17 protein-coding genes and 1 riboswitch are annotated in these 19,462 nt (G+C 70.9%); of the genes, 11 read left to right on the top strand and 6 right to left on the bottom strand.

The window, feature by feature from the left end; genetic code table 11:
* Positions 1-127 precede the first annotated feature (127 nt).
* Genes ACIHFE_RS28165 through ACIHFE_RS28155 form a run of 3 tightly spaced genes read left to right on the top strand, consistent with a single transcriptional unit; the run spans position 128 to position 2,907 of the window.
* Positions 128-844: a hypothetical protein gene (locus ACIHFE_RS28165; protein ID WP_400110885.1), complete on the top strand. Its 717-nt coding sequence runs from the start codon at positions 128-130 to the stop codon at positions 842-844.
* A gap of 60 nt (positions 845-904) precedes the next feature.
* Positions 905-2,167, top strand: a complete 1,263-nt coding sequence (locus ACIHFE_RS28160) for a VWA domain-containing protein (RefSeq protein WP_400110883.1) — start codon at positions 905-907, stop codon at positions 2,165-2,167.
* Positions 2,167-2,907, top strand: a complete 741-nt coding sequence (locus ACIHFE_RS28155; protein ID WP_400110881.1) for a hypothetical protein — start codon at positions 2,167-2,169, stop codon at positions 2,905-2,907. The genes ACIHFE_RS28160 and ACIHFE_RS28155 overlap by 1 nt, the downstream gene beginning before the upstream one ends.
* A gap of 93 nt (positions 2,908-3,000) precedes the next feature.
* Here the strand turns inward: ACIHFE_RS28155 and ACIHFE_RS28150 are convergent, their stop codons facing one another.
* Positions 3,001-3,951 carry a trypsin-like serine protease gene (locus ACIHFE_RS28150; protein ID WP_400110879.1) on the bottom strand — a complete coding sequence of 317 codons (951 nt, stop codon included), beginning with the start codon at positions 3,949-3,951 and terminating at the stop codon, positions 3,001-3,003.
* A 268-nt stretch (positions 3,952-4,219) separates the two neighbouring features.
* On the opposite strand from ACIHFE_RS28150, the gene ACIHFE_RS28145 reads away from it, so the two are divergent.
* From ACIHFE_RS28145 to ACIHFE_RS28130, 4 genes are all read left to right on the top strand, one after another.
* Entirely contained in the window at positions 4,220-4,705 is a 486-nt protein-coding gene (locus ACIHFE_RS28145; RefSeq protein WP_400110877.1) for a helix-turn-helix domain-containing protein, read from the top strand.
* Positions 4,702-5,355, top strand: coding sequence for a hypothetical protein (locus ACIHFE_RS28140; protein WP_400110875.1), 654 nt, complete (start codon positions 4,702-4,704; stop codon positions 5,353-5,355). Before ACIHFE_RS28145 ends, ACIHFE_RS28140 begins: the two co-directional genes overlap by 4 nt.
* Complete coding sequence (locus ACIHFE_RS28135; protein WP_400110874.1) at positions 5,348-6,559, top strand: MAB_1171c family putative transporter; 1,212 nt, start codon at positions 5,348-5,350, stop codon at positions 6,557-6,559. Before ACIHFE_RS28140 ends, ACIHFE_RS28135 begins: the two co-directional genes overlap by 8 nt.
* A gap of 139 nt (positions 6,560-6,698) precedes the next feature.
* The gene (locus ACIHFE_RS28130; protein ID WP_400110872.1) at positions 6,699-7,901 is read left to right on the top strand and encodes a cytochrome P450; all 1,203 of its coding nucleotides are present in this window, start codon (positions 6,699-6,701) and stop codon (positions 7,899-7,901) included.
* 113 nt (positions 7,902-8,014) lie between these two features.
* On the opposite strand, the gene ACIHFE_RS28125 is transcribed toward ACIHFE_RS28130, so the two are convergent.
* Together ACIHFE_RS28125 and ACIHFE_RS28120 are read right to left on the bottom strand one after the other, a co-directional pair.
* Complete coding sequence (locus ACIHFE_RS28125) at positions 8,015-8,605, bottom strand: YIP1 family protein (RefSeq protein WP_400110870.1); 591 nt, start codon at positions 8,603-8,605, stop codon at positions 8,015-8,017.
* A 70-nt stretch (positions 8,606-8,675) separates the two neighbouring features.
* Positions 8,676-10,175, bottom strand: a complete 1,500-nt coding sequence (locus tag ACIHFE_RS28120) for an APC family permease (protein WP_400110869.1) — start codon at positions 10,173-10,175, stop codon at positions 8,676-8,678.
* Positions 10,176-10,397: 222 nt separating this feature from the next.
* A riboswitch (cobalamin riboswitch) is annotated at positions 10,398-10,618 on the top strand.
* A 29-nt stretch (positions 10,619-10,647) separates the two neighbouring features.
* On the opposite strand from ACIHFE_RS28120, the gene ACIHFE_RS28115 reads away from it, so the two are divergent.
* Complete coding sequence (locus tag ACIHFE_RS28115) at positions 10,648-11,769, top strand: HoxN/HupN/NixA family nickel/cobalt transporter (RefSeq protein ID WP_400110867.1); 1,122 nt, start codon at positions 10,648-10,650, stop codon at positions 11,767-11,769.
* Positions 11,770-11,888: 119 nt separating this feature from the next.
* Entirely contained in the window at positions 11,889-12,059 is a 171-nt protein-coding gene (locus tag ACIHFE_RS28110) for a hypothetical protein (RefSeq protein WP_400110865.1), read from the top strand.
* A 33-nt stretch (positions 12,060-12,092) separates the two neighbouring features.
* On the opposite strand, the gene ACIHFE_RS28105 is transcribed toward ACIHFE_RS28110, so the two are convergent.
* Positions 12,093-12,785 carry a YoaK family protein gene (locus tag ACIHFE_RS28105; RefSeq protein ID WP_400110864.1) on the bottom strand — a complete coding sequence of 231 codons (693 nt, stop codon included), beginning with the start codon at positions 12,783-12,785 and terminating at the stop codon, positions 12,093-12,095.
* A gap of 65 nt (positions 12,786-12,850) precedes the next feature.
* Between ACIHFE_RS28105 and ACIHFE_RS28100 the strand changes: the two genes are divergently transcribed.
* Positions 12,851-13,720 carry an Fpg/Nei family DNA glycosylase gene (locus tag ACIHFE_RS28100; RefSeq protein ID WP_400110863.1) on the top strand — a complete coding sequence of 290 codons (870 nt, stop codon included), beginning with the start codon at positions 12,851-12,853 and terminating at the stop codon, positions 13,718-13,720.
* A gap of 18 nt (positions 13,721-13,738) precedes the next feature.
* Here the strand turns inward: ACIHFE_RS28100 and ACIHFE_RS28095 are convergent, their stop codons facing one another.
* Both ACIHFE_RS28095 and ACIHFE_RS28090 read right to left on the bottom strand, forming a co-directional pair.
* Complete coding sequence (locus tag ACIHFE_RS28095; RefSeq protein WP_400110861.1) at positions 13,739-15,181, bottom strand: amino acid permease; 1,443 nt, start codon at positions 15,179-15,181, stop codon at positions 13,739-13,741.
* Between the two features lie 92 nt (positions 15,182-15,273).
* On the bottom strand, positions 15,274-17,631 hold the full coding sequence (locus tag ACIHFE_RS28090) for a GH92 family glycosyl hydrolase (protein ID WP_400110859.1): 2,358 nt from the start codon (positions 17,629-17,631) through the stop codon (positions 15,274-15,276).
* Positions 17,632-18,027: 396 nt separating this feature from the next.
* Here ACIHFE_RS28090 and ACIHFE_RS28085 point away from each other — a divergent pair, with 396 nt between their 5' ends.
* Complete coding sequence (locus ACIHFE_RS28085; protein ID WP_400110857.1) at positions 18,028-19,446, top strand: hypothetical protein; 1,419 nt, start codon at positions 18,028-18,030, stop codon at positions 19,444-19,446.
* Positions 19,447-19,462 lie beyond the last annotated feature (16 nt).

Below are 19,462 nucleotides of genomic sequence, written 5' to 3'. Positions count from 1 at the left end.
ACGGCGGGGTCCATGATCACGTCGTCCGGGGCTCCCCGTAGGGTGGGTGTTGCACGGACATCGGCCAATTAGTGGGGGATTGTTCAAAATGGCACGGAAGCGCGGCGTCGTAGTGGCGGCCGCCTGTATGGCGGCCGTGGTGGGGCTCTCGGCGTGCGGGGGCAAGAAGTCCGACAGCAAGGACAGCGCGTCCTCGAGCAGCAGTGCCACCACCGCGCAGCCGCAGAGCGAACTGGCGAAGCTGTCCGGCAACGAGATCTCGGAGAAGTCCAAGCAGGCGCTGACGTCGGTCACGTCCATGCATATGAAGATCGACCGGCCCGGCGGGTCGGGCAATCTCGATCTGACGCTGGACCGGCAGGGCAACTGCGTGGGAACGGTCTTCAAGGGCGGCGGCACCATGGAGATCATCAAGATCGGCAACAAGGTATGGATAAAGGGCGACGAGGCCTTTATCAACCGGCGCGGTGGCCACTCGGAGCGAGCCAAGCTGTTCCAGGGGCGCTACATCTACGGCACCACGGATGACGATCAGGTCAGGAAGACGGGCAGCGCGTGCGATCTGGCCGCGCTCCAGGCCAAGATGGCCGGAGAGCGCGACAAGGAGGAGGTCACCAAGGGTGCGCCGACCACCGTCAACGGCCAGCCGGTCATTCCGATCACCAGCTCCAAGAAGACGGTCATCGACGTGGCCGCCACGGGCAAGCCGTACCCGCTGCAGGTCACCAAGGCCGACCAGAGCAAGATGACCCTCTCCGACTTCGACAAGCCGGTACAGCCCAAGGAGCCCCCGGCGGACCAGACCGTGGATATCGCCAAGCTGAAGGAGCAGCAGGGGAGCTGAACCGCACGGGGGCCAACTCCCGTTTTGAGTCGGCCCCCCACCGCTCACTAAGATCCTCCAATGATCATCACAAAACGGCTGGCGGCGGGCGCCTGTGCCCTGCTCGCCGTACTGGCCGGGGGCATAGCGCCGGCGGCCGCCGGCGAACCGCCCTCCAAGGACTCCCCCAAAGTCGAGCTGGTGCTGGACGTCAGCGGCTCCATGCGGGCCCGGGACATCGACGGCCAGTCCCGGATGGCGGTGGCCCAGCAGGCGTTCGACGAGGTCATCGACGGGCTCCCGCAGGGAGTACGGCTCGGTATCCGGACCCTTGGATCCGACTACCCCGGCGACGACAAGACGGTCGGCTGTAAGGACACCAAGCAGCTGTACCCCGTCGGCCAGGTCGACCGGACCGAGGCCAAGACGGCCGTCGCCACCCTGCGGCCCACCGGCTGGACGCCCATCGGTCTGGCGCTGCGCGGTGCCGCCCAGGACCTGGGCACCGGTGACGGCACCCGGCGCGTGGTGCTCATCACCGACGGCGAGGACGACTGCTCACCGCCCGACCCCTGTGACGTGGCCCGCGAACTGGCCGCCAACGGCACCCACTTGACCATCGACACCCTGGGCCTGGCGCACGACGACAAGACGCGCGAACAGCTGGAGTGCATCGCCGCGGCCACCGGCGGCACCTACACCTCGGTGCGGCACAAGGAGGAACTCTCCGGCCGCCTCAAGCAGTTGGTGCGCCGCTCCAAGGACCCGGACGATGCCACCCCCAGGCCGGCGCAGGGCGGCAATGACTGCCCGTCCGCTCCCGAGATCGGCAAGGGCGTCTTCACCGACCGGGAGAAGTTCGGTGAGCACCGCTGGTACCGGGTGAAGGTCAAGCCCGGCCAGGAGCTGCGGGCCGCCGCCAGCGTCGCCGCCGACCGCGAGGTCGACCGGGACTACGGGGTACTGGTACGCGCCGTGGGCGACAACGGCCAGGAGCTGGTACGCGGCTCCGACGCCGGCAGCGGGCGCACCGATGTGCTGGCCTCCGGACTGCGCTACCCGGTGGGCAAGGCCAAGAAGGGCGGGGACAACCAGGACCGGACGGTCTGCCTGGAGGTCTCCAACTCCTTCTCCGCGCCCCCGTCGGTCAAGCGTGACCCGGGCCTTCCGGTGGAGCTGGCCGTCGACCTGGTCAAGGCGCCGTCCAACCCCTCGGACCTGGCGGCCTTCGGACTGGGCCGGGGCTGGATCCTGCTGCTGGTGCTGGGTGGCACCGGGCTGATCGGCGGACTGCTGTGGGGCTGGCTGGCCCGCTGGCGGGTCGCCATCTGGAGGGAGAACTGATGCGTACCGCACGCAGCTTGACCGGTGCGCTGCTCGCCGTGACGGCGCTGTTCGCCTCGGCCGGCGCCGCCTCGGCGCAGGGCGAGGACGGCGCCCCCACCGAGGCCGGCACCTCCTTCCGTACCGCCACCGCCATCAAGCAGGACCAGAAGGCCACGGCCAGTGCCTCCGCCGGTGACTACCTCTACTGGCAGTTCCCGGCCGGGGCCGGCCAACGGCCCACCGTACGGGCCACGGTGAGCCTGCCCGAGGCCACGGCCCGGCACGGCGCCGCCACCTGGCAGCTGGACGTCTTCGACGGACTGCGCCGCCGCCAGGCATGTGCCTCCGGCGAGCCGGTGCACAAGGCCGGGCAGCAGGACTCCTCGGTGACGCTCACCTGCACCCTGCGCACGGTGCGGCCCTGGGCCGAGCGCTGGTCCAACGACCCGCTGCCCGGGGCCTATTACCTGCGCCTGACGGTGGCCGACGCACCCGCCGACGACATGGGTCTGGCGGTGAAGGCCGAGGTGGAGGCCACCGCCGGGGACGCCGGCGGGGCGCGGGCCGAGGGCGGCGAACTGGGCGCCCCGCTGCACGCGGCCGCCGTCGCCGAGCCCAAGGACGGCTGGATGGGCAGCTGGTGGTCGGACCGCTGGCTGTGGACCGTGGGCGGTGCCCTGCTGGGCGCGCTGGCCGCCATCGGCGGCTACACCCTCACCCGGCACCCGCACCGCTTCCGGCGCCCGCCGGGCGCGTAGCCGGACGCACCAGGGGGCCCCTCGGCGGTTTGCCGAGGGGCCCCCTGGCCTTGGCGGGCAAGCCGGTTCAGAACCCGGCTTCAGAACCCGTCATCAGAACTCGGCCGGCTTCTCGCCGCGCACCGCGCTCACATACAGGTCCCACAGATCCTCGTTGAAGTAGGAGCTGTAGGAGATGTCCGGAGTGTCACCGCCGGTGTGGTAGCCGCCGATGACGCCGATCACCGCATAGCCGTACCCCAGCAGATCCCGCACCAGGAACGGCCCCCCGGAGGTGCCGCCGACATACCCGGCACAGGCGATCTCCAGGAAGTCACCGGGCGCCTTGGGGTCGGTGCTGGTGTAGCGGTGGGTGGAGGAGGAACAGTCCAGCGGCTTGGGGTACTTGGCGTCACTGCTGCCCGGGTAGCCGATCAGCCGGACCTTGCTGTGGTTGTAGCCGGGCCGGACGGCCAGATCGAAGCCGCCCGTCGCCCGTTCCACCGAGGTCCCGTCGCTGCGGGCCCCCAGCCGCACCACGGTGAAGTCCCAGCGGGCCCCGCCGTCCGTGCCCAGGTCGTAGTAGCGGGGGTCGATGTAGATGAGCTTGACCGGGAAGACGCCGTACGGTTTGCGCCCGTCGTGGTACTGCGGCACAAAGGACAGCTGCTTCTTGGGGTCCGGACGCCGCAGGCAGTGCGCCGCGCTCACCGCCAGGTCGTGGTACGGGCTGCGCACCACCGTGCCGCCGCAGAAACGTCCCTTGTTGTGCCCGTCCGTCCAGAAGAACGTGCCCACCTGGGGCAGCCCGTCGAAGGGGTGGCTGGGCGGCGCGGCACCTTCCCGGCCGGGCGCGGTGGTGCCGTCCGGGCCGGGCCCGGACGTCCGGTGTTCGTCCTCGACCGGCAGGGCCGCCGCCATCCGGCCGGGCGTCCAGTAGCCGTCCGCGGCCAGGGCCACGGCCCGCCAGCCGGACTCCGCCCGGGCCGCCGGGACGGCGAGGTTGGCGGCCAGCAGGCCGAGTAACAGGGTGACGAGTCCGCGTGCGGCGAAGGGTCTGCTCATGAGCCGGTTCCTCCCTGATGCGCCGGGGCACGTACGAGGTGAGCGTGCCATCGTCCCCCCGGCGCCGGGCCCGCGGTAGAGCCGGACGCGACAGGATTCACCAGGACAGCCGGAGGCGATCAACCCGTGGTTAAGTTCGTCATCCGCTCTTAACCTCCAGCGGACTAGTGCGCCCGGGAATCCCGTGGCAGGATGCCCAGCACGGTCGGCCGTGGCTTAACTGGCCGTGAAATCACCGCAAGAACACGGCGGCAGGACGGGGGCGCAGATGGCGGTCGGGAGGGAAAGGCAGCCGGGGGACGCCGGCAGTCCGCTGGCCGAACGGCTCAACTACCTGTTCGCGAACGTCCATCCGCGCGGCGCGCCCTATACCAATGGGCATGTCGCGGAGGAGATCAGCCGGAACACCGGGGAGTACGGCGGGGTCACGCTCACCGAGCAGTACCTGTCGATGCTCCGCAACGGCAAACGGGCCAACCCCAGCGGCGATGTGCTGCGGGCGCTGGCCAAGTTCTTCGCCGTGCCGGTGGGCTATCTGATGGGGGATCTGTCCGCCTCGCAGACCGCGCGGGTGGAGGAGGAGGTCAGGTTCCTGGTCGCCATGCGCGACCAGCGGGTGCGGGCGATCGCCCTGCGCTCGGTGGGCCTGCCCCCCGAGGTGCAGGACAGCCTCACCACGATCATCTCCCAGTTCCGGCAGCAGATGAACCTCCCCTCCGAGGCACCCGGCGCGGGTGGTGAGGAACGCCCGTGACCGTCGTGGCGGACGACCGGCTCTTCACTTACTGGCGGCGTACCGAGGACGAGGACGGTGCAGGCATGCGAGTGGGGCGGATACGTCGCCGGTGCAAACAGCTCATCGCCGAGCTGGCGTTGCCCGCGTCGGTCGGCCTGCCGGGCCTGTGCGAGGTGGTGGCCGCCCGGGTGGGCCGGCCCATCCATCTGGTACCGATGAGCCTGGACGGGGTGGTCTCCGGGATGACCGCCACCACCGACGACGGCTACTGGGTGGTGTACGAGCTCAAGACCTCCCCCTGGCACCAGGTGCATATCGTGCTGCATGAGCTCGGCCATCTGCTGCTGGGCCATGACCAGGACCCCACCGTCACCGAGAACGCGCTCAAGGTGTGGACGCCCTCGGTGGATGTGGCCACCGCCATGCGCCGGATGGGCCTGACCATGGGCCTGGCCCGCCACCACTGCTATGACGACCTCACCGAGCGGGAGACCGAGATCCTGGGCACCCTGCTGATGGAGAAGGTGGTGCCCCCGCCGCCGGACCAGGAACAGCCCGCCGCCGGGCTGGCCGCCGAACTGGCCGCCTCACTCGGCCCGGCGCTGCAGCATGTGCGCCAGGAACTGCGGCGCCGCCAGGCACCGGAGGAGGGCGGGAGCGGTGTTTGACGTCCTCTACCTCAGCTTCAGCGCCGTCACCTGGGTCATCGTCGGCTACAAGGCCGCCGCCTGGTTCCGCGACCGGAGCAACACCGACCTGGGACTGACCGCCCTGATGACCGCCGGGGTGCCCCTTGTCTTCCTGTTCTCCGCGCCCCGCGTCTACCGGGCCTTCGACCGGCTGACCGGGGTGGCCAACCTGGCCATGGTCTTCCTCTACTCGGCCGTGGTGCTGTTCGCCTCCGGCGCCACCGTGCTGCTGCTGCGCTGGACCAGCCGGGGCGACGACCGCGACCGCGCCCGTGCCGCACTGCGCGCCCGGCTGGCCATCGGCGCCGTGGCGGTGGCCTGGTGCGCCGCCATCGTCTGCTTCGCGGTGGGCCGCCCCGACGCCGTGGAACACCCCCGCGACTTCAGCACCGCCTATGCCGACGCCCCCGGAGTGGTCGCCTTCCTGGTGCTCTATCTGGCCATCTTCGGCACCAGCCTGGCCGGCCTGGGCACCTTGTGCCCCCGCTACGCCGCCACCCTGGGACCCTCCTGGCTGTCCCGGGGGCTGCGCACCCTGGCCGTCGGCTGCTGGCTCGGACTGCTGTACTGCGCCTGCAAGTTGACCGGTTTCCTGCTGTCCTGGTCCGGTCATCCGCAGCGCTGGCTGTCCAATGGAGTGGCCCCGGTCAGCGCCTCGGTGGCCGCGCTGCTGGTCCTGCTGGGTTTCTCCCTGCCGGCCGCCGGCCCCCGGGCCGCCGCCTGGCGCCGGCTGCGCCGGCTGGAACCGCTGTGGCGGGAGGTGACCGCCGAAGCCCCCGAGGTCACCATCACCGAGTCCCGCTGGAGAAGCCGCTGGCCCTTCGCCGACCTCGAGTGGCGGGCCAACCGCCGGATGGCCGAGATCCGCGACGTCCAGCGCGGGGTGCGGCGCCATGTGGAGCCCGCCGCCCTGGAGATCGCCCGCCGCCGGGGCCAGGACGCCCGGCTGGACGCCCGCTCGCTGGCCGCCGTGGTGGAGGCCGCGGCCCTGCGGCGCGGGCTGGCCAACCGCGGCACCGGGCATGTACCCCGGCCGCACGCCGACAGCGTGGTGGTCACCGTGAGCGCCGATCCGGCGGAGGAGCACGAGCACCTGGCCCGGGTGGCCGATGTCTTCCACCATCAGCTGGTGGACGCGGTCCTCGGTGAACTACGAGAGCTCAGCGCGTCGCACCGCCCCTGACAGCCTCTCAACCCTCCACAGACCGGGCGGCCATGGACGGGGGTCACGGCCGCCCCTGACACGGGCCGGCACCGGGTCCGTACCCTGAGTACGGACTCGGTGCCGCCCGTTGGAATCGCGGACCCTAGAGTCGGATGCCATGCGACCGATCGATGCCACCCCGCTCATCACCGACCCCTATGGCACCTACGCCGAGCTGCGCGAGGCCGGCCCGGTACACCGGATCACCGGGCCCGACGGCCGTCCCGCCTGGCTGGTGACCCGCTACGAGGACGTACGGCAGGGCCTCAACGACCCGCGGCTCTCGCTGGACAAGCGGAACGCTCTGCCGGGCCAGTACAGCGGCTTCGCGCTGCCCGCGGCCCTGGACGCCAATCTGCTCAACATGGACCCGCCGGATCACACCCGGGTGCGGCGCCTGGTGGTCAAGGCGTTCACCGTCGGGCGGGTGGAGAAGCTGCGCGCTCCGGTCCGGCGGCTGGCCGACGAACTGCTGGCAGCCGTCGAGGCGGACGGCCAGGCAGACCTGCTGGCCGCCTATGCGGCGCCGCTGCCCATCACCGTCATCTGCGATCTGCTGGGGGTCCCGCAAGACCACCGGCCGGACTTCCGGTCCTGGACCGACGAACTGCTCACCCCGGACCGCAGCCGCCCGCACCTGATGAAGGAGGCGCTGGCGAACATGATGCGCTTCCTGACCGGGCTGATCGCGGCCAAGCGTGCCGAGCCGGCGGACGACCTGCTCTCGGATCTGATCGCGGCGCGGGAGGAAGACGACCGGCTTTCCGAGGAGGAACTGACCTCGCTGGCCTTCCTGATCCTCTTTGCCGGATACGAGAACACCGTCCACCTCATCTCCAACGCCATCCTGGCGCTGGTCGATCACCCGGAAGTCCAGCGAGAGCTGCGAAAGAATCCGGACGGTCTCGCGGCGGCTGTGGAGGAGTTCAACCGGTGGGACGGGCCCGCCGCACTGGCGATCCGCCGGTTTCCGCTGGAGGACATGGAGATCGGCGGGGTGACCGTACCGGCCGGGGAGACGGTCTGGCTCTCGCTGGCCTCGGCCAACCGCGACCCCGCTCGATTCCCCGATGCCGACCGCCTTGACCTGGGGCGGGGCGCCGCAGGCCACCTTGCGCTGGGGCACGGGATCCACTACTGCGTAGGGGCGCCACTCGGCCGGATGGAGGCCGAGATCGCGCTGGCCGCACTGCTGGACCGCTTCGGCGACCTGGAACTGGCCGTCCCGCGCGAGGAACTGCGCTGGCGTCCGACCATCCGGGCGCGTGGCTTGATTTCGCTCCCCGTCCGCTGGGATTCCGTCGAGCAGACGGGTTTTTGATGCATAACCCATCGTTGATGAGGTAGAACTGTGTTCGAGCCCGCCCGGTGTGCATCCCCCGTCGCACCGGGCGGGCCTTTCGTATCTCACCGGCCGCTGCCGACCGGCCGCTCTCACCAACTGCCGGGCGGGAACTTCAGCAGGGCCACCGCCGCCAGCATCTGGATGCTCACCGCCCCCACCGCCTTATGGGTGGGCAGGTGGTGCTGGCCGCGGATCAGCAGGGCGGCCAGGGCGTAGCCCAGGGCCGCCGTGGCGCAGGCGGCGGCGCGCACCGGTGGGGAGCCGGCCGGCAGCGCGGTGGCCAGTGCCAGCCGGGGCAGGTCGGTGGCCCAGAAGACCAGGACGAACAGGCTGGCGGTGGGGCCGAAGCGGCCGTTGCCGCCCAGGCGCCGGGCGATGGCGTGGGTGACCGCCCCCAGCAGCACACTGGCCAGCAGCATCACCCCGGAGCCAATGGCCATGGCCTCCAGGGCGAGCACCCGGTCGTTGTCCCACTGGACCCAGAAGGAGTCCTTGGCCAGCGTGCCCAGTGCGCCGCACACCAGGCTCAGAAAGGTGGCCACCCCCCAGACGCTCCGGTCCCGGGCCTCGTCGAGCACCTCGACGGGTCGGTACCAGAGCCCGAATATCAGCCGGTGCCAGTGCAATCGGCGCCGGGCGGCGGTGGTGGCGTGGGGGGTGGATGCGGTGGTCAAAGGCATGGTTGTGGTTTTATCACCGCTCTGTCCGGAGAGCCGAATGGCCCTTGACTACAAGCCAGTAGACGGAGTATTAGGCGGGGGCCGGTTCCACCGGTCCGGCGCCCGGGTCCGCGTCGCTCTCCGGCTCCCGGTCTGCGACGTCGGGCAGATACTCCTCACTGATCTCGCGCGGCCCGAAGGGCCAGATCTTCTCGTAACGGGCCCACAGCAGGAAGGCCACACAGCCGGCCGCGACCCAGGCCAGCGACCACTCGATGGGATGGCGGCCCGGTGAATCCTTGTCCGCATAGCCGTAGATGACCAGCCAGCCGGCCAACGCCACCAGGCTGGGCAGCGGATAGAGCCACATCCGGTAAGGGCGGCGGAGGGACGGCTGCCGGCGCCTGAGCACCGTGACGGCGGCGACCTGGCCGAGGGCCTGCACCAACACCACGACGGTGGTGAGCAGTTGGATCAGGGTCGCCAGATCTGTGTGCCGGCCGACCAGGAAGCCCACGATGCCGATCGCCCCCATGGCCAGCAGGCTCAGCCAGGGGAAGCGGTGACGCGGATGCAGCGAGCCGAAGGGGCGGAAGAAGACCTTCTCCCGCGCCGCGTCATAGGGGATCCGGGAGGCGCCCAGCAGCCCGGTGAAGATCGAGGCCACCGCCGTGATCAGCACCAGCACGGTGGCCACGTCCGCCGCCTTCTTGCCCCAGGTCTTCTCCAGCACCGCCGAAGCCACCGATGAGGAGGCGCTGTTGTGGGGATCCAGCATGTCCTGCCAGTCGACCACGCCCAGGGTGCCGATCTGCAACAGCAGATAGATGGCCATGATGCCGACGATCGAGTAGATGATGGAGCGCGGCAGCACCCGCCCCGGGTCCTTGATCTCGGCGCCCATATAGGCGGTGGTCCAGTAACCGCCGTAGTCATAGATGCCGATGGTGAGCCCGGCCGCGAAACCGATCCAGAAGTGATTGGTCGTCAACTCAAAGGCATGCGCGGGGTAGGTGAAGGCACGGTGTGGGCTGAAGTGGGTGAAGGCGGCGAGGATGACCATCACCACCGAGGCGATCATCACGCACCACAGCAGCACGCTGATCCGGGCATGGTGTTCCACCCGGCCCCATAGCAGCGCCACCACCAGCACAATCAGCCCGATGCCGGTGAGATCGCCCTGAGTCTGCGTCATATCCGGCCAGAGATAGGCGAGATACTGGACAAAGCCGATGACTCCGGTGGACATGGCGAGCGGGATGTAGAGCATCGCCGTCCAGACGAACAGGAAGGGCATCAGCTTTCCGGTGCGGTACTGGAAGGCCTGCCGCAGATAGACATAACTGCCGCCGGCCCCGGGCAGTGAGGCGCCCAACTCGGCCCAGACCAGCCCGTCGGCGAGCGCGAGCACCGCGCCCGCGACAAAGCCGATGACGGCGTGCGGACCGCCGAAGGCGGCGACCATCAGGGGGATGGTGACGAAGGGGCCGATGCCGCACATCTGGGCCATGTTGATGGCGGTGGCCTGGAACAGGCCGATCCGCCGGACGAATCCCGGGTTCCCGGTGGGCCCGGTATCTGGGTCTGCCATGGAGTCAACCTCTCCTCGTGGTCTGCTGCACTCGCACTCGTAGCACCGGCCCGCCTGACGCGTCCATCACATGGACAGGGTTGAGCAGCATGGATGTCCCGGCTCCGCCCGAACAGCGCACGGGAGTTCGTCCGAGGGGTGCGGGAGACTCTGGCGGGGTTGATGGGTGCGCGTCAAGGCATGACCATCACCACTTCTCGGCCACATGGCCGCCTGGGGGAGCTAGGGTGGTGCGGCCGTGGTGCTCGGGAAGACCGGTGACGGACCTTGGGTCCGGAGTCCGGAGCGGCCCTCGCCACTGTGATCGGGGAGTTACCGTCCCCTTCCGTGCGCGCCCTTGCGGCGGGTACGGAGCCACTGGCAGCAGCCGGCTGCCGGGAAGGCTGGGACGGGCGCGGGAAAACCCGTAAGCCAGGAGACCGGCCACGGCATCTCAGAATCGATCCACGAGGTGCTGGAGCGTGAACGGCAGATGAGCCTGCCCCCTACTGATACCACCGGCGTCGCGCCGGTCACTTCCTTCCGCTGGCGCCGCCAGGACACCGTGCGCACCGCCGGTCTGCTGGCCGTCATAGCCGCCCTGCACATCGTCGCGTTCGGCGTGCTCTTCCTGCTGATCGTGCCCAACCACTACAAGGTGGGCAGCGAGGTCTACGGCATCGGCCTCGGCGTCACCGCCTACACCCTGGGCATGCGGCATGCCTTCGACGCCGACCACATAGCCGCCATCGACAACACCACCCGCAAGCTGATGGCCGACGGCAAACGGCCGGTCTCGGTGGGCTTCTGGTTCGCCCTGGGCCACTCCTCCGTGGTGGTGGTGATGGCGGCCCTGGTCTCCGGCGGCACACATCTGGCCGGGACCCTGATGAACGAGGAGTCCACCACCCACCAGACCCTGGGTGTGGTGGGCACCACCGTCTCCGGCGGCTTCCTCTACCTGATCGCCGCGCTCAACCTGGTGGCGCTCGCCGGGATCCTGCGCATCTTCCGCACCATGCGCGAGGGCCGCTTCAACGAGGCCGAACTGGAAGAGCAGTTGGACTCCCGGGGCTTTATGAACCGCATCCTGGGCCGCCTCACCCGCTCCATCTCCCGCCCGGGCCAGATGTTTCCGCTGGGCTTCCTGTTCGGGCTGGGCTTTGACACCGCCACCGAGGTCACCCTGATGGTGATGGCGGGCAGCGGGGCCGCCGCGGGGCTGCCCTGGTACGCCATCCTCTGCCTGCCGCTGCTGTTCGCCGCCGGGATGAGCCTGTTCGACACGCTCGACGGGACCTTTATGAACTTCGCCTACCAGTGGGCGTTCTCCAACCCGGTGCGCAAGGTCTACTACAACCTCACCATCACCGGCCTGTCCATCGCGGTCGCCTTCCTGATCGGCACCATCGAGCTGGTCGGCGTGCTGCATGAGAAGCTCGGGCTGAACGACGGGCTCACCGGCTGGGTCGCCGGGCTCAACCTGGACAATGTGGGCTTTGTCATCGTCGGCCTGTTTGTGGTGGTCTGGGCCGCCGCCCTGGCCTTCTGGCGCTTCGGACGGGTCGAGCAGCGCTGGGCGGCGCGGACGGCCGAGGCGTCGCCGGAGGGCTGACCGGGCCGAGCGCGGGCCGCCGGGGGCGGACCGTCCGGATGGCCGAGTTCCGCAGGCGGATCCCGCCCCGGCGGCGGTCCACTGAAGGGAAGCGACCCACTTCCCGGAAGGACGCTGCCGTGGGCAAGCCCGAGGACAAGCGCAAGAAGCTCTCCGACAACGCCAGGTTCTTCCTGACCGGCATGACCAGGGCGGAACAGGAGAAGGCGCTGCGCGAGAAGACACCGGAGGAACTGGACAAGGCCGGTGAGGAGGTGCGCAGCGCTCTCTCCGAGGAGGAGCGGCGGTAGTTCGCGCCCTCGCCGGGTGCGGGCCGTCGCCCCTCAGCGGCGCCGGCGGGCCGCCAGCAGGTAGCCCGCCAGGATGGCCAGTACGGCCGCCGCGTCCGCCACCAGACAGGTGGTGAGCCCGTGGACCCTGAGCAGCCAGGCACCGGCCAGGGCGCCGGTGAACATCAGCAGCACCGAGCCGAAGCGGCGCCGGAAGCGGGGGTTGTCGCCGCCGGCGACCGAGGACTCGGCGGCCAGGCCGGTCAGCGTCCCGGTGAGCACCGTGGTGGTCAGGTCGGGCAGGCCCACCCGGCGGGTCATGGCGTTGCGGCAGCCCATGGCCAGGCCCAGCAGGGCGATCACCGCATAACGCACCTCGTTCAGCGGGGCGATGGCGGTGATCGCCAGCGCCAGCACCATGCCCGCGGCCTCCAGGGTCAGGGCCGCGCCCACCCAGCGGTGGCGGGCACCCAGCAGGACGGCCAGCCGGCCGCCGGTCACCGCGCCCAGCAGGAAGCCGGCCAGCGAAGCCGTCGCGGCGCGCCGGGAGAAGCCGGGGGTGCCGGCGGTGGCGAAGCCCAGGATCACCACATTGCCCGTCATATTGGCGGTGAACACATGGCCGAGGCCGATATAGCTGACCGCGTCGACAAAGCCGCTCACCAGGGTCAGACAGGCCAGGACCGCCGGGAGCCGGGCGGTCTCCGCCCCGTCGCCCCCGGTCGCCGCTTTGATGGCCGCGCTCATACCGAGTTCCTCTCCCGGTCCTCTCGCCGAGTTGCCCGCGGGCCGGGCCGCGGCAGACTGGTGCCATGCCCGAGCTGCCGGAGGTGGAGGCCCTCGCCGAGTTCCTGGCCGGGCGGCTGGCGGGCCGTACGGTCGAAGCCGTGGTGCCGGTCGCGATCAGCGTACTGAAGACCTATGACCCGCCCCTGAGTTCCCTTCAGGGGCGTGCCGTGGCCGGCGTCCGCCGGTACGGCAAGTTCCTGGACCTGGCCACCGAGGGCCCCGACGGCCCGCATCTGGTGGTCCATCTGGCCCGGGCCGGCTGGCTGCGCTGGCGCGCGGAGCTGCCCGCCGCGCCGCCCCGTCCGGGCAAGGGGCCGCTGGCGCTGCGGGTGCGGCTGGCCGGCGGGGCGGGCTTCGACCTCACCGAGGCGGGCACCCAGAAGCGGCTCGCCGTGTACTGCGTCCATGACGTCATGGCGGTGCCCGGTATCGCCCGCCTGGGGCCGGACCCGCTGGCGGCGGACTTCGCCCTGGCGGACTTCGCCGCTCTGCTGCGGGGCGAACGGCGGCAGATCAAGGGCGTGTTGCGCGACCAGAGCGTGCTGGCCGGCATCGGCAACGCCTACTCCGACGAGATCCTGCACGCCGCGCGGCTGTCCCCGTTCCGGCCGGCCGACTCGCTCACCGGGCAGGAGACGGCCGCGCTCTTCGAGGCGATGGGCAGCACCCTGCGCGAGGCCGTGCGGCGCTCGCGCGGGCGGGCGGCGGACGATCTGAAGGGGGAGAAGCGGACCGGGATGCGGGTGCACGGCCGCACCGGTGAGCCCTGTCCGGTCTGCGGGGACGTCATCCGGGAGGTCTCCTACCGGGACTCCTCGCTGCAGTACTGCCCCACCTGCCAGACCGGCGGCAAGCCGCTCGCCGACCGCCGGCTCTCCCGGTTGCTGAAGTAGCGGGCCCACTCGGCGGGCTCAGTCCCGGGGAATGCCCCGGGCATCGGCGTGCGCCAGCTCGGAGTGGCGGTAGGAGTAGCTGAAGTAGACAGCCATGCCGATGACGAACCACACCGCGAACCGCACCCAGGTCTGCCAGGCCAGATAGGTGATCAGCCAGATCGAGGCCAGCACCCCGATGCCGGGCACCAGCGGCACCGCCGGGCAGCGGAAGGAACGCGGCAGCTCCGGCCGCTTGTAGCGGAGCACGATCACCGCCGAGCACACCACCGCGAAGGCCAGCAGGATGCCGATATTGGTCAGCTCCGCCGCCTCGCCGATGGGCACCAGCCCGGCGAGCACCGCGGAGGCCGCCCCGACGATCCAGGTCACCCGGATCGGGACATGCCGGGTGGGATGGGTCTTGGCGAACCACTTGGGCAGCAGCCCGTCCCGGCTCATGGCGAACCACACCCGGGTCACCCCCAGCATGAAGGTGAACATCACAGTGAGGATGCCGATGATCGCGCCGACCGCGATCACATCCGCGACCCCGCTCAGGCCCACCGACTTGAAGGCGGTGGAGAAGCCGCTCTCCGGGTCGATGTGCCGGTAGTTCTGCATGCCGGTCAGCACCAGGCAGGCCAGCACATACAGCACCATGGAGATGGCCAGCGAGTACATGATCGCCTTGGGCATATGGTGCTGGGCGTCCTTGGACTCCTCGGCGGCGGTGGACATGGCGTCATAGCCGAAGACCGCGAAGAAGACGGTGGCCGCCCCGGTGAAGGCACCGCTGATTCCAAAGGGGAAGAAGGGGTGGTAGTTGGCGGTGTTGATATGGAAGAACCCCACCACGATCACCAGCAGCACCACCACGATCTTCAGTCCCACGACAATCGTCTCAAAGCGGGCCGCGCTCTTGATGCCCAGGGTGAGCAGATAGGCGATCAGCAGACAGAGCAGCGCGGCGAACACATCCACCCGGTGCCCGTGCCCGGTGCCCGGGGCGCCCAGCATCCAGTCCGGCAGCGGCGCCCCCGCCTCCTTGAGCAGGAAGTTGACATAGCCGGAGATGCCGATGGCCACCACCGAGACGATGGCGGTGTACTCCAGCAGCAGGTCCCAGCCGATGAACCAGCCGCCGATCTCGCCGAGCACCACATAGCCATAGGTGTAGGCGGAGCCGGCCCGTGGGATCAGGCCGGCGAACTCCGCGTAGGAGAAGGCCGCCGCCGCGCTGGCCACCCCCGCGATCAGGAAGGACACCAGCACGGCCGGGCCCGCCGTGCCATGGGCGATGGTGCCCGCCAGGCTGAAGATGCCGGCGCCGATGATCCCGCCCACCCCGATGGCCGTCAGCTGCCACAGGCCGAGGGCACGGGTGAGGTGCTCGCCGTGCGCCTCGGTCTCCTCCGCCTCCTCGATGGTCTCGATCGGTTTACGGCGCAGTACGCCCTGGCCTGCCCGGAGCCCGGCCATGTCAAGTCCTCTCGTCGATCGACGTGACGGCGGCTCATCATGGCCGAGCCGCGGCGGCGACGGAAGGCGCCGCCCCGAGCAGGAGGGCCGGGTCAGCCGATGGCGGGCGGGGCCGCGGAACGGGCCGTTCCCCAGCGGGAGGGTGTCCGCCCGGTGGTGAACTCCAGCTCCTCGGCGTCCCGGATCGCCGCCGTGGTCAGATAGGTACGGTCGAACCCGGCCCCGTCCAGCCGCGCGGAGCGCACATAGCGGCCGTCGCCGGCGGCGCCCGGCGCGCTCACCGTGAAGTGCCCCTCGGGGAACCAGCGCCGGTCCAGCCGCAGTTCGATCCGGTCGAAGGCCGGCGTGGTCAGCCCCCACACATCCGTGCCCGGCTGCACCGGATACAGGCCGATCGCCGAGAGCACCAGCCATGCCGACATGGTGCCCAGGTCGTCATTGCCGGGAATCCCGGCCGGGGCGTCGGTGTACCGGGTGAGCGCGGCACGCACCACATCGGCGGTCTTCCAGGGCTGGCCGGTGGAGAGATAGGTGTACGGGGCGTTGATGTCCGGCTCGTTCTCCGGGTTGTACTTGTCGGCGTTGTAGTAGTCATAGGGCCCGTGCACCCACACCTCGCGCGCGGTGCGCGCCGGGTCCGCGCGCAGCTTGTCATAGGCGAAGAAGGTGTCCAGCCGCCGGTTGGCCGCCTCCCGGCCGCCCAGCAGTTCGATCAGACCGGGCAGGTCCTGCTGCACCAGCCACTGGTACTGCCAGGTGGTGCCCTCATGGAAGCCGGGGCTGCGGGCCGGGTCAGCGGAACCGGTGAACGACCCCCTGGCGTCGCGCGGCCGGAAGAATCCGGTGCCGGCGTCGAAGAGATGGCGGTAGTTGCGAGAGCGGTCCGCGAAGCGCTCGGCATCCGCCCGGTGCCCCAGGTCATGGGCCATCTCGGCCAGCGCGCCATCGGCCAGCGCGTACTCCAGGGTGGCCGAGGCACCCTGCTCCAGATCGGACTCGCCCGGCTTGTGCCCCTTGGGTCGGGGCATCAGCGGCACATAACCATCCCTGAGATAACGGGTGTTGCCATCCCGGCCGACCGCCGGCGAGCCGGCCGGCGGCACCCCGTCGGCGTCGTGGCGCAGCGCCCGGTACGCCTCCTCCTCATACCCCGCCAACAGCCCTTGCTGGTAGGCGTTGGTGAGATACGGCGTGACCGGGTCGCCGGTCATCACATTGGTCTCCACCGTGGCATAGCCCCACTTGGGCAGCCAGCCGCCGTCCTGCTCCACGCGCAGCACCGAGCGGGCCATATCGCGGGCCTCGCGCGGGGCGAGCAGCGACAGCAGCTGCGCCTGGCTGCGATAGGTGTCCCACAGCGACCAGTTCTGGTAGTAGGTGAAGCCGCCGGCACGGTGGATCCGCTGGTCCCAGCCGGTGTAGCGGCCGTCGGCGTCGCTGCCGATGTTCGGGGACAGCAGGGCGTGGTAGAGCGCGGTGTAGAAGGCCCGGCGCAGGGTGCGGCCGCCGCCCTGCACCCGTGCCACGCCCAGCCGTTCGGCCCACTCCTCGCCGGCCGCGCGTACCACGCGGTCGAAACTCCCCTGGGCGGCACGGAGATTGGTATCGGCCCCGGCCGCGTCCACATAGCTGATCGCGGTGGTCGCCTCCACCTGGCGGTCCCGGGTGGTATCGAAGCGAACCCAGGCCCCGCTGCGGCCCGTTGTGGCCGAGGCCCGCCGGGCCGGGGACAGTCGCTCGCCCTCCCAGGTGCCATGGGCGGTGAACGGACGGCTGAAGCGGGTGACCGTGTACACCGTGTACGGGCGGGTGTCCTGCCCGCAGAAGCCGCGCCCGGTGACGGTGGCGCGCACCGTGTGGTCATCGACCACCTCGATGCTGCTGGCGACGGTCCGGTGCAGCGGCTGCCCGGAGTTGAGCAGCACATTGGCCTTGTCGGTGGCCGGGAAGGTGTAACGCTGGCGCCCGGTGCGGGCGGTGGCGGTCAGCTCGGCGGTGATGCCGCCGTAGGAGGCGAGACGGACCCGGTAGTAGCCGGGGCGGGCGGTCTCGTCCCGGTGGCTGAAGGCCGCCGCGTAGCGGGCGTTGTCGGTCTCGGTGACCTCCCCGGTGGTGGGCAGCACCGGAAGGTCGCCGCCCAGTGCGCAGCCCACGCCGGACAGGTGCACGGTGCTGAAGCCACGGATATGGGTGTCCTGGTAGTCGTAGCCGGTGGCGTGCCCGGTGTCGGGGGACAGCTGCACCATGCCGAAGGGGACGGCGGCACCGGGGAAGGTATTGCCCTCTTGCGCGGTGCCGATGAGCGGGTTGACCAGGGAGGTGAGGTCCTCCTCCGCCCGGGCCGCCGCGGGCTGCGGCGTCAGCGTCCCGGCGCCGACCAGGACGGCGGCGAGGGCGAGGACGGCCGTGCGGGTGCGCCGTGCCGGGGGTCTGGTCCGTCTCCGTCTCATCGTCCGTGCCCTTCCGCTGTCCACCGCCGTCGCTGTCAGGGGGAGGCTCGCCCGGGGGGCAGGGGGAGTCAAGGACGCACCAAGTGGTGGGCGTGGCCGACGGGCCCCGGCCGGTGGTGGCATTCCGGCCAACTCCCGGCCACCGCCCGGCGGTCGAACACCCGGCACCCCTGCCCGCGCTTGCGCACCCCGTGTACAGTGGCGGCGTTCCGTTCGAATTGCTTCTGACGGGTCGATTTGCTTCTGACGGGGTGACAACTGGATGCGCACACGGGGAGAGCCGGTGACGGACCGGCGCTGACCGCAACCGTGAGCAGCCGGCCGGAGCCGGTCGCGTTCCACGCGCCGGTCGCATTCGGCACCCGCCCGCCGCTGAACTCCCGAGGAGAGCGCACCATGTCACTGCCCGCACACCCCAGAGCGGCCATCACGCTGCCCACAGCGCTGCTGGGGTCCGCCCTGCTGCTCACCGGCGGGGTCGGAATGGCCTTCGCCGACGGCACCCCCGCCAAGCAGCCGAAGTCCGCCACCGCGCAGCCCGCCCGGGCCGGCGGCGCGGCCGGGGCCGCGGCAGCATGGGCCGCCTCCCGGCTGAACGCGGACTCCAGGACCCTGCGCGACCCCGACCTGACCGCCGACCTTGTGATGGGCCTGGCGGCCGCCGGCACCCAGGACAAGGCCGTCAAGAGCGCTACCGATGATCTGGCCAAGCACGCTGGGGACTATCTCAGCCAGGGCGTCAAGGGTCAGATCAGCACGGCCAACACGGCCAAGCTGGCACTGGCGGCCGCGGCCGGGCACGGCGATCTGAAGAACTTCGGCGGCCAGGACCTGGAAGCGACGCTGCGCGACAGGATGCAAAAGGACAGCGGCCGCTTCACCGACCTGGCCAAGGAGGACCACTCCGACCGGATCAGCCAGGCCCTGGCCGTGCTGGCGCTCCAGCACACCACCGGCAAGGCGCCGGTCAAGGCCGTCGACTTCCTGGCCGGATCCGCCTGTAAGGACGGCGGCTTCCCGCTGGCCCTGACCGGCACCTCCGCCGACAACTGCGCCTCCGACCCCGAGGCCACCGCCCTGACCGTCCAGGCGCTGGAGGCCGCGCGCAAGGGCGAGCAGGCCAAGGACGCGCTGAAGTGGCTGACCGGCCGCCAGCACCGGGACGGCGGCTTCGCCACCGCCCGGGGTGAGGTCAACGCCCGCAGCACCGCCCTGGGCGTCCAGGCGCTGAACGCGGGCGGCCGGACCGCCGAGGCCGCCAAGGGGCTGGCCTGGCTGCGCGGTGTCCAGGTGGACTGCACCGGCGATGGCGCCGACCGGGGCGCGGTCGGCTGGAACAAGCCGGAGGTCAACGACAAGACGCTGCGCGCCACCGCCCAGGTGATACCGGCCCTGGCCGGGAAGAGCGTTGGCCAGGTGGACGGCGGCGCCGTGGCGCGTCCCGCCGAGGCCCGGACCGGCTGTGGTGAGGACGATGCCACCCCCGGTACCACGGACGACACCGTGATCCGGCCCTCCAAGCCGGCCACCGCTCCGCAGCCCAGCTCCCCCGCCACCACCCCGGGGACCGCGGACCCGACCTCCACCGGGAGCCCGGCACCGACCGGCACCGCCACCGCCGAGCCCACGGCCACCGCGACCGAGGGAACCAACGGCGCCACCGACGGCACCAATGGCACCAACGGCACCGATGACAGCCTGGCCTCCACCGGCAGCGCGGCCTACCCGGCTGCCCTGGCCGCCGGCGCCCTGCTGATCACCGGCAGCGCCGCGGTCGCCCTGTCCCGCCGGCGCGGGCACCGCGGCGACCGCTGAACACCACCGCGTCCAT

Source organism: Streptomyces sp. NPDC052396, assembly GCF_044593195.1.
Lineage (GTDB): Bacteria > Actinomycetota > Actinomycetes > Streptomycetales > Streptomycetaceae > Streptomyces.
Note: the sequence above shows the minus strand (reverse complement) of the source record. Positions and strands in the feature narration are given on the sequence as shown.